The organism is Pseudomonas maioricensis, from assembly GCF_022790535.1.
GTDB classification, from domain to species: Bacteria; Pseudomonadota; Gammaproteobacteria; order Pseudomonadales; family Pseudomonadaceae; genus Aquipseudomonas; species Aquipseudomonas maioricensis.
This window is the reverse complement of sequence record NZ_LOHG01000008.1, coordinates 1-13,412: the sequence shown is the minus strand read 5'-3', so window position 1 is coordinate 13,412 and position 13,412 is coordinate 1. Positions and strand designations below refer to the sequence as shown.

The window sequence follows — 13,412 nt, the reverse complement described above, 5'->3', positions numbered from 1 at the left end:
GCGTCACGGGCGCAATCAAGCGTCGAGCGGCAGCCAGCCGCTGCCATGCCAGTCGCGCACTATACGGTCCGGAGCCTGCTGCGTCTGCGGCTGCTCCTTGCGTAACCAGATGACCGAATCTGCGGGCACCCATCATGACCTGGAAGCACCGTTTTTTTTAATTACCTGACGCTATATAAATGTGCCTAGAAGTGATTATTCAGAAATAACCAGAATTGCTACTGTGCGGCCACTGGACCTATGGTCCCTACTGCCTTCTTCGGCTGCACACATGCCCAACTATCTAGATGCCGCGCACCAACAGCGCATATCACGGCTCCGTTCGACATGGACCGCGCGCACCGACTGGCCGACCTGGCTCCTGTTGATCGGGACTTATGCGGCGTGGTTCAGTCTGGTCCATTACTCCGCGCTGCTGGGGCGTGGCCTGACCCTGGTGTTGCTGGTGCCGGTGATTACTTTCTGGATGTCGGTGCAACACGAATTGCTGCATGGTCACCCTACTCGCTGGTTGTGGGTCAACAAGGCGCTGGGCTATGCGCCCTTGGCAATCTGGTACCCCTACACCCTGTATCGCGACAGTCATCTGCTGCATCATCGCGATGAAGAGCTAACCCTGCCGCAGCGTGACCCTGAGAGCCGCTACTTCAGCGGACAGCACTGGGAACGAAATAGCACAGGCTCGCGCCGCCTGCATTGGCTGAACAAAACCCTCTATGGCCGTTTGCTGGTAGGCCCGCTGATAGCGCTGATCGGCCTGGCGGCGGTGGAACTGCAACGTTTACGCAAAGGGGAAATACAGGCCTGGCTGATGTGGCTGACTCACATCGTCTGCGCCGCCGGCTTGCTGCTGTTCGTCCAGGCACAAGGCGGTATCGGCGTACTCGAATACTTGCTGGCCAGTGTTTTAGCCTTGGCGTTATCCATGGTGCGGTCCTTCTATGAGCACCGTCCCGCGTCATCGCCAGAGCATCGTTCGGTCATCAACGAAGCCGGTTGGCCGTGGCGCTGGTTGTTCCTGAATCTGAACCTGCATCTGGTTCATCACGACCTCCCTGGCTTGCCTTGGTATTACATACCCCGCGTGTACGAGGAACGCCGCGAAGACTGGCTGCAACGCAGTGGCCAGTTTCTGGTGGGCGGCTATGGCGAGCTGTTTCGTCAGCATGGCTTGCGGCCTATTGATAGTCCGCAACATCCGTGGCACTGATTGATCACGGCTTGGCTGCCTCCTGCCTGACACGCGTCTAGTCTGAATCACCGCATCAAAACCTCTCGCCAACAAGTTGCCTCCTACCTGACTCAGCATGGCACACACAGGATTTGTAGGAGCTGCCGAAGGCTGCGATTGCGGTGTGTCAGCGATAACTGATCGCAGCCTTCGGCAGCTCCTACAGGTCATGTGTTTGCTGCGCAACAGCGCCGCGCACTGGACTACGGAGGCGCTCCAAAAGAAATCAAACCGCCAACAACCTTTACTATTCGTCAATTACTGGATAGTTTGTCTTAATAATTTATCAAGACACTCTTAACCATGCCCAACCCATCAGCAGAAACCCGCAACCTGCTCGAACAGCTCAAACAGGTCGCTCAAGGCTTGGGTGAGACCTTTGGGCCGTTTTGTGAAGTGGTCGTGCACGACTTGCAAACGCCGGATCACGCGATCTACGCCATTCATAACAACCTGTCGGGGCGCAAAGTCGGCGACCCAGCCACCGAGCTTGGCCTGGCGCGAATTGCTGACCCGGCCTATCCGCAAATCATCGCCAATTACGCCAATCATTTCCCTGATGGACGTCAGGCCAAAAGTACCTCGATCGGTATCCGTAATATCAAGGGTCAGTACGTTGCAGCGCTGTGCATGAACGTCGATCTAACCTTGTTTCAAGGCGTCCAGACGGCCATGGCGCAGTTCACGCGGGTGGACTGCAGCGTGGACGAGAGCCTCGAAGTGGATAGCGCCCAGAGCATCCGCAAACGAATCGACGAATTCGCAGGCCGCTCGGCAAGCACGCCCCGTTCACTCAAGGCCGATGAGCGTCGCGTGTTGCTCAGAGAGTTGAAGGCATCGGGAGTGCTGGAGATGCGCAAGTCCATGGAAGTGGTTGCGCAACACCTCGGCGTCTCCAGGGCAGCCGCTTACAGCTATCTGAAATAGTCCCTACTACTTATGCCTGCATCTGCCCTTCAACAGGAGAGCGCCATGTCCCAGCCAATCCTCTGCAAGAACAGCAACGCCATCAGCCCGCCTGCCGGGCACTACTCGCACCTGTCCATCGCAAACGGCTTCGTGATGATCAGCGGGCAATTGCCAATCACTGCCGACGGTGCGCACCTGGCAAATGCCTCGTTTGAAGAACAGACACGGCAAGTCTTGCTCAATCTGGACAGTTGTCTGGAGGCAGCAGGTATCAGTAGGCAGCAGCTCGTACAGGTCCGGGTCTACGTCACGGATATCGAGCAATGGCCGCTGTTCAACCGTCTCTACAGTCAATGGCTGGGGGAGCACCGTCCAGCCAGAGCCGTTGCGGGCGTTGCCCAGCTGCATTACGGCTGTGCAGTTGAAGTCGAAGCCATGGCCGTTGCGGCCTGACACTTTTCATTTCGAGAAGGATTATCAGCATGAACACATTTGCCCTTCCCACTTACCAGGATGTTGAAGACGCCGCAACACGTCTGGTCGGTCAGGCCAACCGCACGCCGGTACTGACTTCCCGCACAGTGGATAGCCTGTTTGAGGCACAGGTTTTTTTCAAATGCGAGAACCTGCAACGGGTGGGTGCCTTCAAGTTTCGCGGCGCATTCAACGCCTTGGCCAAATTTGACGAACAGCAGCGCAAACGGGGTGTGGTAGCGTTTTCCTCCGGCAACCATGCTCAGGGCATCGCCCTCGCCGCCCGGCTGTTGGGCATTCCGGCCACCATCGTCATGCCCCACGATGCGCCGCCGGCAAAAATTGCGGCGACCCGGGAATACGGTGCGAACGTGGTGATTTACAACCGCCAGACCGAAGACCGCGAAGCCATCGGCCGCGAGCACTCCGAACGTTTGGGCATGACCCTGATTCCACCGTACGACCATCCGGACGTGATTGCCGGGCAAGGCACAGCTGCCAAGGAACTGTTCGAAGAAGTCGGTCCGCTGGATACCCTGTTGGTCTGCCTGGGTGGCGGCGGATTGCTCGCAGGTTCAGCCCTATCTACCCGAGCGCTGTCCCCTGCCTGCAAGCTATATGGCGTGGAACCGGAAGCTGGCAATGACGGACAGCGTTCGTTCCGCTCGGGTGAAATCGTGCGTATCGCAGTTCCCGATACCATTGCCGATGGCGCGCAAACGCAATACCTGGGCAACCACACCTTTCCGATCATCCGCCGCGACGTCGACGACATCCTCACGGTCTCGGATGCACAGCTGATCGAATCCATGCGCTTTTATGCCGAGCGAATGAAAATGGTCGTCGAGCCCACCGGCTGCCTGAGTTTTGCTGCGGCCTTGCAGATCAAAGAACAGCTCAAAGGGCAGAAAGTCGGGATTCTGATCAGCGGTGGCAACGTGGATCTGCAGCGTTATGCCGCATTGTTAGCCCGCTAGGCGGACTAAAGGGCCGATCGATTCGCACTCCGAAATGATTGCAATATCAGTCGGCCCTTCACGCGACAAAATGCCACACCGCAAATTCAACTAGTTGTCTGACAACTGCCGAACGGTCATGGAACGGCAAAACCATTTGTTCTAAAATGTTGCAATACCGGTAAGCGCACTCGGAATCGAACCTCAACGACATCAATGGTCGTCGAATTCGAAGCCCGGCGACTTGACCAGATTTATAAAAAGAAAAGCCCGTCATAGACGGGCTTTTTTCGTTTTCGGCATTTGTGGCCGAGCGCGCCCTGAGCGCAAACGACGATTTCGGGCAGCCCGCTGGGCGCCCTACTGCACACTTTTAAAACTTGAGGCTAATCCCATGCTGCGACTCGTCATGATCTACCTGTTTCAATGGTTCAAACGTCTGGCTGCCAACGCTGTATCGCGTAACGGCAACGACACCTACACCGAGAACTTCTCCTCCCGTGAAGAGAGCGACGGCGGCCGCTGGACGTTCGTGACCATCTTCATCGTATTCACCCTGAGCCTCTATTCCCTGGCAGGCCTGGGCTACTACGCCAAGGTGCATGTCTGGGACGGTTTCACTGAAGCGGAAAAAACCAACATTGCTCAAGCCATGGTTGTTGCCAGCCAGAACCTGAACTAAGCCGCTATAAAACCTAGCCGCGGCCAACGAAAGGCATGTTGGTGGCCATGACGGTCATATTCAGCACGTTGGTCGACAGCGGCAAACTCGCCATATAGCGCACCGCATCGGCGACCTCCTTGACGTCCATCATGGGCTCAACCGCGGTCTGCCCATTGGCCTGCCGCACCCCGGTGGTCATGCGTGCAGCGAGTTCGGTCAACGCGTTACCGATATCGATCTGCCCGCAAGCAATGTTGAATTCCCGACCGTCCAGCGCAAACGTCTTGGTCAACCCGAGCACTGCATGTTTGCTGGCGGTGTAAGGCGAACTGAACGGTCGTGGCGTGTGGGCGGATATCGAACCGTTATTGATGATCCGGCCACCCTGCGGCACCTGCCTGCGCATCAGCCCGAACGCGGCACGGGCACAGAGAAATACGCCAGTCACGTTGGTGTTAATCACGTTCAGCCACTTCTCGACGTCCAGCTCATCCACCGGAACAGCCGGGGCGCCCACGCCTGCGTTGTTGAACAGAACATCCAGACGGCCATAAGCCTCTTCGATTCTGGCGAACAGCGCATCGACACTCGTCGGGTCGCGGACATCAGTGGACACGGCAATGGCCTTGCCGCCCGCCTCGCCAATAATAGAGGCCAGCTCGTCCAACGGCTCCTGACGACGCCCGGCCAGTACCAGGCTGTAGCCATCCTCCAGCAAACCCAACGCCACAGCACGACCAATGCCGCTGCCTGCGCCCGTGACCAGTGCGACTTTTGAAGCGGTGGCGTTGGTCATTCAATTGCTCCCTTCTGATTTGGAAAAATGCTGAATAGCACAGGAGATTACCCGGCCTTTCCAACTCCGCGCTATCGAGTTGCAAACACAATCGACTGTAGGAGCGCACGAGCACCGCGAGGCCGCGATGGCATATTGTCTGATACCCCGCTATCGCGGCCTCGCGGTGCTCGTGCGCTCCTACAGGTCTCTGTCTGCCGCGTAACAGCGCTGTGTCAGGGGCGCGAAGCAATCTCCTACAGCCTTGATCGCAGGAGTGCCGGAATGTTGATTAGCTCATCAAACCTCTTGCACCACTGACGCTTTCCTGAGAAAAAGCCGCCCTTGTCGCCTTATTAGAGAAAGCACCATGAGCAACGAATTGCTGATCACAGACATCCGCACCGGTGACGGCAAGGCAGTCGTCAAAGGCGCGCTGATCACCACCCACTACACCGGCAAACTGGACGACGGCACCGTGTTCGATTCATCCCATGGGCGCGGCAAGCCTTTCCAGTGCGTGATCGGCACCGGACGTGTGATCAAGGGCTGGGATCAGGGCCTGATGGGCATGAAAGTCGGCGGTATCCGCACGTTGTTCGTCCCTGCACATCTGGCCTACGGCGATCGACAGATGGGCGCGCATATCAAGCCAGGGTCTGATTTGCATTTCGAGATTGAATTGCTGGAAGTTTTGACTCGGGATGATTGAGGGTAATCAGTAGCCCGAGCGGAGAAGGTGAAAGCACACGCCTAGTAAAATGTTGTGCTGTAATCCGTCGCCATCGGTTTCAGTCCACATACCTTACATACTGCGCCATCAGGTTTGGGCGTTGAAAAGTGTCGATGGCGTCGATGTTGTCCAGTAAATGGTCCAGATGCTGTTTGTAAGTTGCGTCATCCATGTCGATCCAGAAACGCGGCGGGCGGCCGGTTTGCTGGTCGTAGGTAGCAGTGACGGGATCGAGGTGGCGGAACTCTTCGTAACGTGGCAACTCCGGTAGTGGACCGCTGGTGTCCATGTAGTTCTGCAGGAAATCCCACAGCGCACAGGGCATTTGCCAACGGTTGTCGAGGTTAACCAGGGCCGAGAAGTCGATCACGATATCGCGATAACGATGCGCGAGAAACAGCACGTGGTTCATCGAGCCCTGCCGCTCTACTACGGAAACGATGTAGGCATCGAACTCATAAAACGGAGCTGTCAGTTGGCCGATGGTGCCGTTCTTTTTGTATTCGCCGTTATTGTTGTAGTCGTAAAGGGTTACGAGACCAGTGCGGCGGTTCAACTCCCAGATTGGGCCTCGGGAGGGTTTTACCCAGAGTTTGGGGAATTTGTGAATGACGAGAGAGCCTATGGCCCAGCAGAGAAGAGGAAGCCCTGTAACCCAAGGAAAAACGTACTTAAGCGTATCCATCGCTATTTCGATAGGCGTGTTCGGCAGTGTGTAAATCGCTGCAACTAGAGCGAACAAGAGCGGAGCCAATCCGACCAAAAAGAATCCTTTCCCAAATATCAACAGGTGCAGCCAAAACTGTGATCTGGTGGACCAAAGCGAAAACCTGAATCGCTGGTGATCATGTCGATCATGAAAGTCCACGTGCTCGTAAGGGGCTGGCACATAGGTTCCTGCCGCCATCTTTTCATCACGTTCCTTGAACATCTGCTCCTGAAATCGCAATTTATCCGGTGCTCGCTTACGCAAGAAACCATCGGGGGCGATGTCTAGCGTGTATCCCCATGGCAAGCGGCGTTTGCCGACGCGTTTTAACCAGGACCGCTCTGCTGAAGGCAATTGACCGGGGATGCTATCCGAGCGATAAGCCGTCGGTGCGTAGTAAGGTGTTTCACTGTAATTCGTCGTCATGGGTTTCAGTCCACATACCTTACATACTGCGCCATCAGGTTTGGGCGTTGAAAAGTCTCGATGTCATCAATGTTGTCCAGCAAATGGTCCAGATGCTGTTTGTAAGTTGCGTCATCCATGTCGATCCAGAAACGCGGCGGGCGGCCGGTTTTCTGGTCGTAGGTAGCAGTGGTGGGATCGAGGTGGCGGAACTCTTCGTAACGCGGCAACTCCGGCAGCGGGCCGCTGGTGTCCATGTAGTTCTGCAGGAAATCCCACAGCGCGCAGGGCATTTGCCAGCGGTTATCGAGGTTAACCAGGGACGAGAAGTCGATCACGATATCGCGATAACGATGGGCAAGAAACAGTATGTGGTTCATTGAGCCCTGCCGCTCTGCTACGGAGACGATGTAAGCATCGAACTCATAAAATGGGGCTGTCAGCTCGCCGATGGTGCCGTTCTTTTTGTATTCGCCGTTATTGTTGTAGTCGAACAGGGTTACGAGACCGGTGCGGCGGTTCAACTCCCAGATTGGGCCTCGGGAGGGTTTTACCCAGAGTTTGGGGAATTTGTGAATGACGAGCGCAGCCAATGCCCAAGCTGCATAAAGGGGAAGTAGCATTACGTCGTAAGTGCTTTGTACAAAATCCATAAGCGCTGGTAGAAAATCTCCCCTCGCAGTAACACCGATAGAAATAGCGGTGAAAATGTAAACGGGAGTGAATATGAGCGACCAGCCTTTTCCAAACATGTGTACATAAGCCCAAAACTGCGATCTGGCGGACCACAGTGAAAACCTGAATCGCTGATGGTCATGTCGATCATGAAAATCCACGTGCTCATAAGGAGCAGGCACATAGGTGCCTGCCGCCTTTTCATTCTCTCGTTCTTCGCGCATCTGTTCGCGAAACCGTAAGTTACTGGGCGAGCGTTTACGCATGAAATCATCGGGGGCAATATCTAGCGTATATCCCCATGGCAAGCGTCGTTTGCCGAAGCGCTTTAACCAGGACCGCTCTGCTGAAGGCAATTGATCGGGAATATTATCCGACCGATAGGCTGTCGGGGCGTAGTAAGAGGTCTGCTCTGCCTTCATAGCGAAGTCTTCGCTCTATGTGTTTTTTCATCAGCCCAGAACAGACGTTCGATGCTTTCAAAATCCGGCTTCGAATAGGCCGGGTCGAAGGGCGTTGGGTCCTTGGGGGGTGGAGCGGGAAAGACCCAGATGCGCTGCCCGTCGTTCAAGCTGAACTGGGCACGTACTCGCCATACGTGATAAACCTCGGGCAGGTTCGCGAGAGGTTCTGCCTTGTAAGAAAACGGCGTGTTCACGAACAGTTCCAGGGCATCTGGCCAAAGCCTGTGGGCAACGGGAGTCACATCGAGTTGGGAGCTGTTCGTTCTGCTGCGCTCACTGCTTGCTTCGAAATAAACCTCAAAGCTTTTCAGATTAAGCAAAGCTTTAGTATTTAAAGAACTCGGCCCACCGAATAGCCCGCTCAGATTGCTTTCAATACGGATCCGTGTGTTAGCACTGCGTACTTCGAAGGGCACCGTGTCGCGAAAGTCCAGCTTCGCGTCAGGCTCGAAATCCGGATTGCGTTCTACTCCGATCCGTATGTTGGCCAGCAGGCTGACCAGGTAGTAAAAAGCTGTTTGCGGGTCACGCAGGTGCTCCGCCATGTTGTAGGGATCACCTCCAAAAGGACCTTTTTTCAACCAGTCCTCCACGGGGCTACTGCTAAACAGAAAAACCCATGCGGCCCCCATGCCGATTAAAAGCAGACAAGCCCAACCTGCCGGCGACAGACCGAGAAACGCACTGCTGCTGACGATGAGACTACCGGCTGCGCCGATAAGCCCGCCAGCGGCCATAAGCAAGTGGCCGACATAGCCATCGTCGCCCCAACGGTAGGAATACCAGGCGTCATAGAGGTTAAGACCGGCGAACACCAAACCTGCACCGACCTGACCAAGGAGGCGAGCGCTGAGCGCCTTCACGAGGTATGCACTTAAAGGACCCAGGAGCCGCTCGGCCGATGCCTCTGAAAGGGTAAACAGCGTCGTACGTGCGGCTGCCAGAATAGATTGACTGCCCGCTAGCTTTACTGTGAGTGCCTCCATCGCAATAGCAAGATCTAACGATGCGCCTGAAATTCCTGCGCTGGCCCTGAAATGGCTTTTTTCCCTACCGACTTGCTCCTGCGCATCCAGCTCATTCCTCAAATTCCACAGTTCCAGCCCCACCACTCCCGCCGCAAACGGAGCCGAATTCAACACCTCGAAAAACCCGTTATGGCGCAGCCCATTAAGCTGCTTCGCCGCCTTCTCTATAGCGCTTGCCTTTTCAGCCGTATCCGCTGCGCTATCCATCAACTCTTTCTGCCACGCCTCATTGAAACGCAGATTAGCGTCACGCACCGATATTGAGGTGGGATGTTGCCCCGGCGTACCCAGCACACTTCGGTCAGGCGAGAGTATTACGGGCTGCTCGGCATAGCCGTGTCGCTCAGCTGGACTTTTCATGGCCCCGTGTTGATTGCGATATACCCCATACGTGTGTGCAGAACGGTTGGGCTGCTCGGGCAGGTCGTCCAGACCGAAAACATGGTATTCCTTGTGATGGGCCTCGGCCCGGCTCAGGAAATGCAGGTCGCCAAAGGTGTCAGGCAGCATGCTGCGCAGCTGTGCAATGCCCCTCCGTTGTATCGCAGTACTTGCACGCCAGGGTGTGGAGGATTGCCGGGCGCCAGCCTGTTTGGCTTTATGCAAAGCCTGCTCCGCCGCTTCAACAGCGCCTTGCAGGTTTTCATGGACAGCAATGAGTGCCCCAGCGGCACCCTTGGCAGCTGTCGTGAGCGTGGAGTTGAGGTTGCCGCTTTTAAGCAACGTCGCCAGGAACAGGCTGTTGATATCGCCTGGGCTTGCAGGCGGAAAAAAGTTGCTCCGCTCTATTTTCGCCAGCTCAGTACCGCGAAACTGTCCGTCACCCTGATTGACTTCAGGCGCACTGGGCGGCTGATAAGGAGCGTTGAGGTCTTGCAGCTCCGCATCCGGCCAGAGCATCCGGTGCAGCGGATGCTCTAAATCGTTGACGACTTTAGCGAGCCAGCGCTGACCAGCGCTCTCTTTGGGGCTGTAAAGACTGAGCTGGGTTACGGCATCGGTGATATCGCCACTGACCGCCAATGGATCGTAAGCCGCTGGGCGCAACGCCAATGTGACGAACATCTGGCTGATGAAGTAGAGAGATGCAGCGTATTTGAATCCGTCCTGGCTCGCGTAATCAGCGAGGCTCTGTTCGGTATGCAGCTGTTGCAGACACTCGCAGAGCAGCGACTGGCTCATTTCCAGACTGCGCCACAACTGTGTGCGCTCGCCGGTGGCGGTAAAGCGGTTGATGTCCAGTCGACCCTGCTCTTTGAGATGCTCCAGCTGTTGATGCATCGGGTTCTTCTGGCCGCCAATGGACGCGGGCACGATCAACTGCTGTACCAGCAGCGCACTGCCGTGATGACCGTACTGTTGCGCCCTTGCACCGCACAATTCCAGTAACTGCTGTTGTTCCTGAATGCGGGTGTTCAGGTGACGCATCCGGTAATGCGCGTCCACAAGCATTACGCCGTAGAGATGCCGGGAGCGTGCGCGCGATAAAACGTCCTCTGCAGGCGGGTGAGCCTCCCATAGTCCGCTGTTGGATTCGGCCGTTGGCTCAACGAGCTGCGCCAGACGCTGCGCCCAGGCACCGGTTTCAAGGCGCTGCGGAAGATAAGCGGCCTTCCCGTCTTCACACCTTTGAACGTGCTGCCGTGCAGCCTTGAAAGCGGTCGCCAGAAACCGTCCACCCAGATCGCACAAATACTGAGCCGGTTGATCGAGCATCCATTCAAAACCAGTCTGCCGCGCGCGTTGCGGCGCTGGAACCGATACAGGAAAGGCATGCTGTCTCAGGTTCAGCCACGAGGTATGAGCGGCACCCGCTTCTGACTGATTGACGGCGTCAAATGCATCAAAGGCGCTGAATGCTTTGAGCATGGCCGCACCGTCGGGCTTGCCCTGAAAGCGACGGCTTGAGGCCTCTTGGGCAACTCTGAGGTCGGGCCTTTGGCAACGCTGTTTGCGTAACCCCGGGTCCTGCTCCAAACGTTTAAGCCGCGCAGGGTTGAGCTGTACTTCGCTGAAACATAACTCGGCTTCAACGCGCTTATTGTTCCAGTTAGCGGGCAGCCAGATGTCGTCCAACCCTTTGCCCGTGGCCAGACGGGCATCATCGGCATATCCGCCCTCAATACGAAACTTGTTCAGGTCGATGTCGTGATAGGTGGTGCCTTCGTCTGTGACCTGGACTTCCAGCTCGCGCCACAGGCGATTACCGAGAAACACATAAATGTAACCGGGCCGACACAGCACCGGCGTGCCGTAATCGTGAGCACTGTTGATTCCGGGCAACGCCACGAACGGCAATATCGGGACGATTTGATTGTGTTGCTGGTCCAGTTGCCGAACGGTGATGCCCACGTCGGGCAGCGGTAACAGAATCGGCGACCCGCTCTCTGATTCAACCTCCAGCATCATTCGGTTCCGAGATCCGTCGCTCCAGTCCCAGACATGCAGCATGCTTGGCGTGCACATGAATGCCGTGATGGTTTCCGGACAATCCTGAGCGGTCAGTGCATCCAGTCGTTTGTCGCTGTCGCACTCATAAAAAGCAAGGCGCTGGCTCGCAGGATGCTCATTGCCAACCACCTGGACGATGAGTTTGTTGATTTCACAGCAAGGGCCACGACTCAGATCGCCGACGTTCTGCGCCATTTCAGTATTCCTGTCCGGTGGAGTTTTTTTGCAGGTGGTACAGCAGGAAGGCAAAACGGCTTTCGTCCGAGCCTTTCGGCAACTCTTGCGGTACGTCAGGAGCTGGATAGTCCCGACGCACGTTCAGGTAGTGCTCAAGCGAATCAACTTTCGTAAACCCGTAGTCCAGCCCCTCATGCAACCACTGCTGGCCACGCGAATAACAAAGGTCGCTTTGCTTGAGCCACCAGCGGTACAGGAAGTGATCCCGTTGCTGGCACTGCAGGGCGTGCTGTTGATGGCTATCGAGCGCAGCTTCGTGGGCCGTTGGTTCCCAGCTTTGCGCTTCAGGGTTCTCGATATTTCGCCAAGAGCTTGCGTCCAGGGCTCGGTCAGCCCACGTCCCGCCGTACCAGCTCAAATGGTTGATAGGTCCAAGCCAGTATTTGAGTGCGTCGGTCTGACAGGACGGGAAAAAGTAGCTGGCGGTGAGAGGGTTGGAATACCGTAAAACACCTCTGCCTCTGCCACCAAAGCGAACCAGCAGAATTTGACGCAGATGAGCCAGGACCGCGACTGTCGGCTGCTCACTCTGAATGATCAAACCAGGCCAATCTTCAGGTGCTTGCTGTACGGCCTTGAGCAAGTCCGAGGTTTCATCGGTCGTCACCAGAATCGGGCTTTGCTCGGTGTAGGCGGCTAACTCCGTGGTATCGAAAAGCATTGAAAGCTTAGGCGCACCGACTTTTTTATATAGCTGTGCCAGAACTGACTTCGTACGCTCAAGCAGTATCCAGGTATTCATCACTGCCCCCCTTCGCGTAATTTTCTTGCACAAGGGCAATGTTCCAGCGGGCACTCCATGGGTGTTTTGCCTTGCGGCGTCTGGCACAGCTCGATAATCGGGGTGTCTCCTACCAGTTGTCCGGGAAGCGCCAGACTGGAGCGATCTGCAACGGACTCGGGCTGGCTGATCGCCGTTCTCTTGTCCAGCGGCATCGGCAGTGAAGGCACCGATGCGGTTCCTGGCACCGGAACCCCACCCAACTGAATCGGTACGCTGGTAAAAATCCCCGCAGGAGTAATCGATATCCAGTGGCCGCCCGCTTTAATCGTGGTGCTGAGCGTGGCGTCGACAATCATGTTTTGCCCGGCGGCGAGGTGTATTTCCTGAGTCGCGCTGACCAGACGATTCGTCGCGCTGATGTGCTGATTACCGACCACCGTCAACGAGTCATCGGCCAGCACCTGGGTTTTGCGTGCCCCATGCGTAAGGTGGTGCTCTTCGCTGTGCAACTCGTGACTAGAAAGCCCGGTGACATTGACCTTGCGCTGGTTATCCACCTGAATCGACTGATCATTAAGTACGTGCTCAGACCAGTCGCGTTGAGCGCGGATGGAAATGGACTCGGCACCTTTGCGGTCTTCGATGCGCAACTCGTTAAAGCCTGCGCCGCCCGGGCTGCTTTGGGTCCTGAGCACGGTCTGGGTGTTTTGCGCGGGCAGGTTCAGCGGCACTCGCGTACCGGCATTGGGTAAACAGGCCTGCACATAAGGCTGGTCCGGATCGGCTTCGAAGTAACCCACAATCACTTCCATGCCGACCCGCGGGATCATCGCCGTGCCATATTGCTCATGCGCCCAGCCGGTGGCGACCCGCAGCCAGCAACTGGAATGCTCGTTGCGACCACCCTCGCGATCCCAGAAAAACTTGACCTTGATCCGTCCATAGTCGTCGCAGTAAATCTCTTCGCCCTGCGGACC

The 13,412-nt window shown here is 56.3% G+C and carries 12 protein-coding genes and 1 pseudogene; 6 read left to right on the top strand and 7 right to left on the bottom strand.

Going from position 1 to position 13,412, the window contains the following annotated elements; translation table 11 throughout:
- Positions 1–30 precede the first annotated feature (30 nt).
- Positions 31–129, bottom strand: a pseudogene (locus AUC61_RS13885) (transporter substrate-binding domain-containing protein); the annotation flags it as partial.
- A 142-nt stretch (positions 130–271) separates the two neighbouring features.
- Between AUC61_RS13885 and AUC61_RS13880 the strand changes: the two are divergent.
- The 5 genes from AUC61_RS13880 (at position 272) to AUC61_RS13860 (ending at position 4,252) form a co-directional block, all read left to right on the top strand.
- Positions 272–1,210 carry a fatty acid desaturase gene (locus tag AUC61_RS13880; RefSeq protein WP_243246843.1) on the top strand — a complete coding sequence of 313 codons (939 nt, stop codon included), beginning with the start codon at positions 272–274 and terminating at the stop codon, positions 1,208–1,210.
- A 324-nt stretch (positions 1,211–1,534) separates the two neighbouring features.
- Positions 1,535–2,158, top strand: a complete 624-nt coding sequence (locus AUC61_RS13875; RefSeq protein ID WP_243246842.1) for a helix-turn-helix transcriptional regulator — start codon at positions 1,535–1,537, stop codon at positions 2,156–2,158.
- A 45-nt stretch (positions 2,159–2,203) separates the two neighbouring features.
- On the top strand, positions 2,204–2,593 hold the full coding sequence (locus tag AUC61_RS13870; protein WP_243246841.1) for a RidA family protein: 390 nt from the start codon (positions 2,204–2,206) through the stop codon (positions 2,591–2,593).
- Between the two features lie 29 nt (positions 2,594–2,622).
- Complete coding sequence (locus tag AUC61_RS13865) at positions 2,623–3,591, top strand: threo-3-hydroxy-L-aspartate ammonia-lyase (RefSeq protein ID WP_243246840.1); 969 nt, start codon at positions 2,623–2,625, stop codon at positions 3,589–3,591.
- 373 nt (positions 3,592–3,964) lie between these two features.
- Positions 3,965–4,252 carry a hypothetical protein gene (locus AUC61_RS13860; RefSeq protein WP_122663663.1) on the top strand — a complete coding sequence of 96 codons (288 nt, stop codon included), beginning with the start codon at positions 3,965–3,967 and terminating at the stop codon, positions 4,250–4,252.
- Between the two features lie 13 nt (positions 4,253–4,265).
- On the opposite strand, the gene AUC61_RS13855 is transcribed toward AUC61_RS13860, so the two are convergent.
- Positions 4,266–5,030, bottom strand: a complete 765-nt coding sequence (locus AUC61_RS13855) for an SDR family oxidoreductase (RefSeq protein WP_243246839.1) — start codon at positions 5,028–5,030, stop codon at positions 4,266–4,268.
- A 349-nt stretch (positions 5,031–5,379) separates the two neighbouring features.
- Here AUC61_RS13855 and AUC61_RS13850 point away from each other — a divergent pair, with 349 nt between their 5' ends.
- A complete protein-coding gene (locus tag AUC61_RS13850) occupies positions 5,380–5,721 on the top strand; it encodes an FKBP-type peptidyl-prolyl cis-trans isomerase (RefSeq protein WP_243246838.1) in 342 nt (113 codons plus the stop codon).
- Positions 5,722–5,800: 79 nt separating this feature from the next.
- On the opposite strand, the gene AUC61_RS13845 is transcribed toward AUC61_RS13850, so the two are convergent.
- From AUC61_RS13845 to AUC61_RS13825, 5 genes are all read right to left on the bottom strand, one after another.
- The gene (locus tag AUC61_RS13845) at positions 5,801–6,877 is read right to left on the bottom strand and encodes a hypothetical protein (RefSeq protein ID WP_243246837.1); all 1,077 of its coding nucleotides are present in this window, start codon (positions 6,875–6,877) and stop codon (positions 5,801–5,803) included.
- Positions 6,878–6,882: 5 nt separating this feature from the next.
- Positions 6,883–7,953 carry a hypothetical protein gene (locus AUC61_RS13840; protein ID WP_243246836.1) on the bottom strand — a complete coding sequence of 357 codons (1,071 nt, stop codon included), beginning with the start codon at positions 7,951–7,953 and terminating at the stop codon, positions 6,883–6,885.
- Positions 7,950–11,669 (bottom strand): toxin VasX, encoded by a 3,720-nt coding sequence (locus tag AUC61_RS13835; protein WP_243246835.1) that lies wholly within the window; start codon positions 11,667–11,669, stop codon positions 7,950–7,952. Before AUC61_RS13835 ends, AUC61_RS13840 begins: the two co-directional genes overlap by 4 nt.
- 1 nt (position 11,670) lies before the next feature.
- Positions 11,671–12,453, bottom strand: coding sequence for a DUF4123 domain-containing protein (locus AUC61_RS13830; RefSeq protein ID WP_243246834.1), 783 nt, complete (start codon positions 12,451–12,453; stop codon positions 11,671–11,673).
- Positions 12,453–13,412, bottom strand: a 960-nt coding sequence (locus AUC61_RS13825; protein WP_243246833.1) for a type VI secretion system Vgr family protein, incomplete at its 5' end; no start/stop codon positions are given. The genes AUC61_RS13830 and AUC61_RS13825, both read right to left, overlap by 1 nt.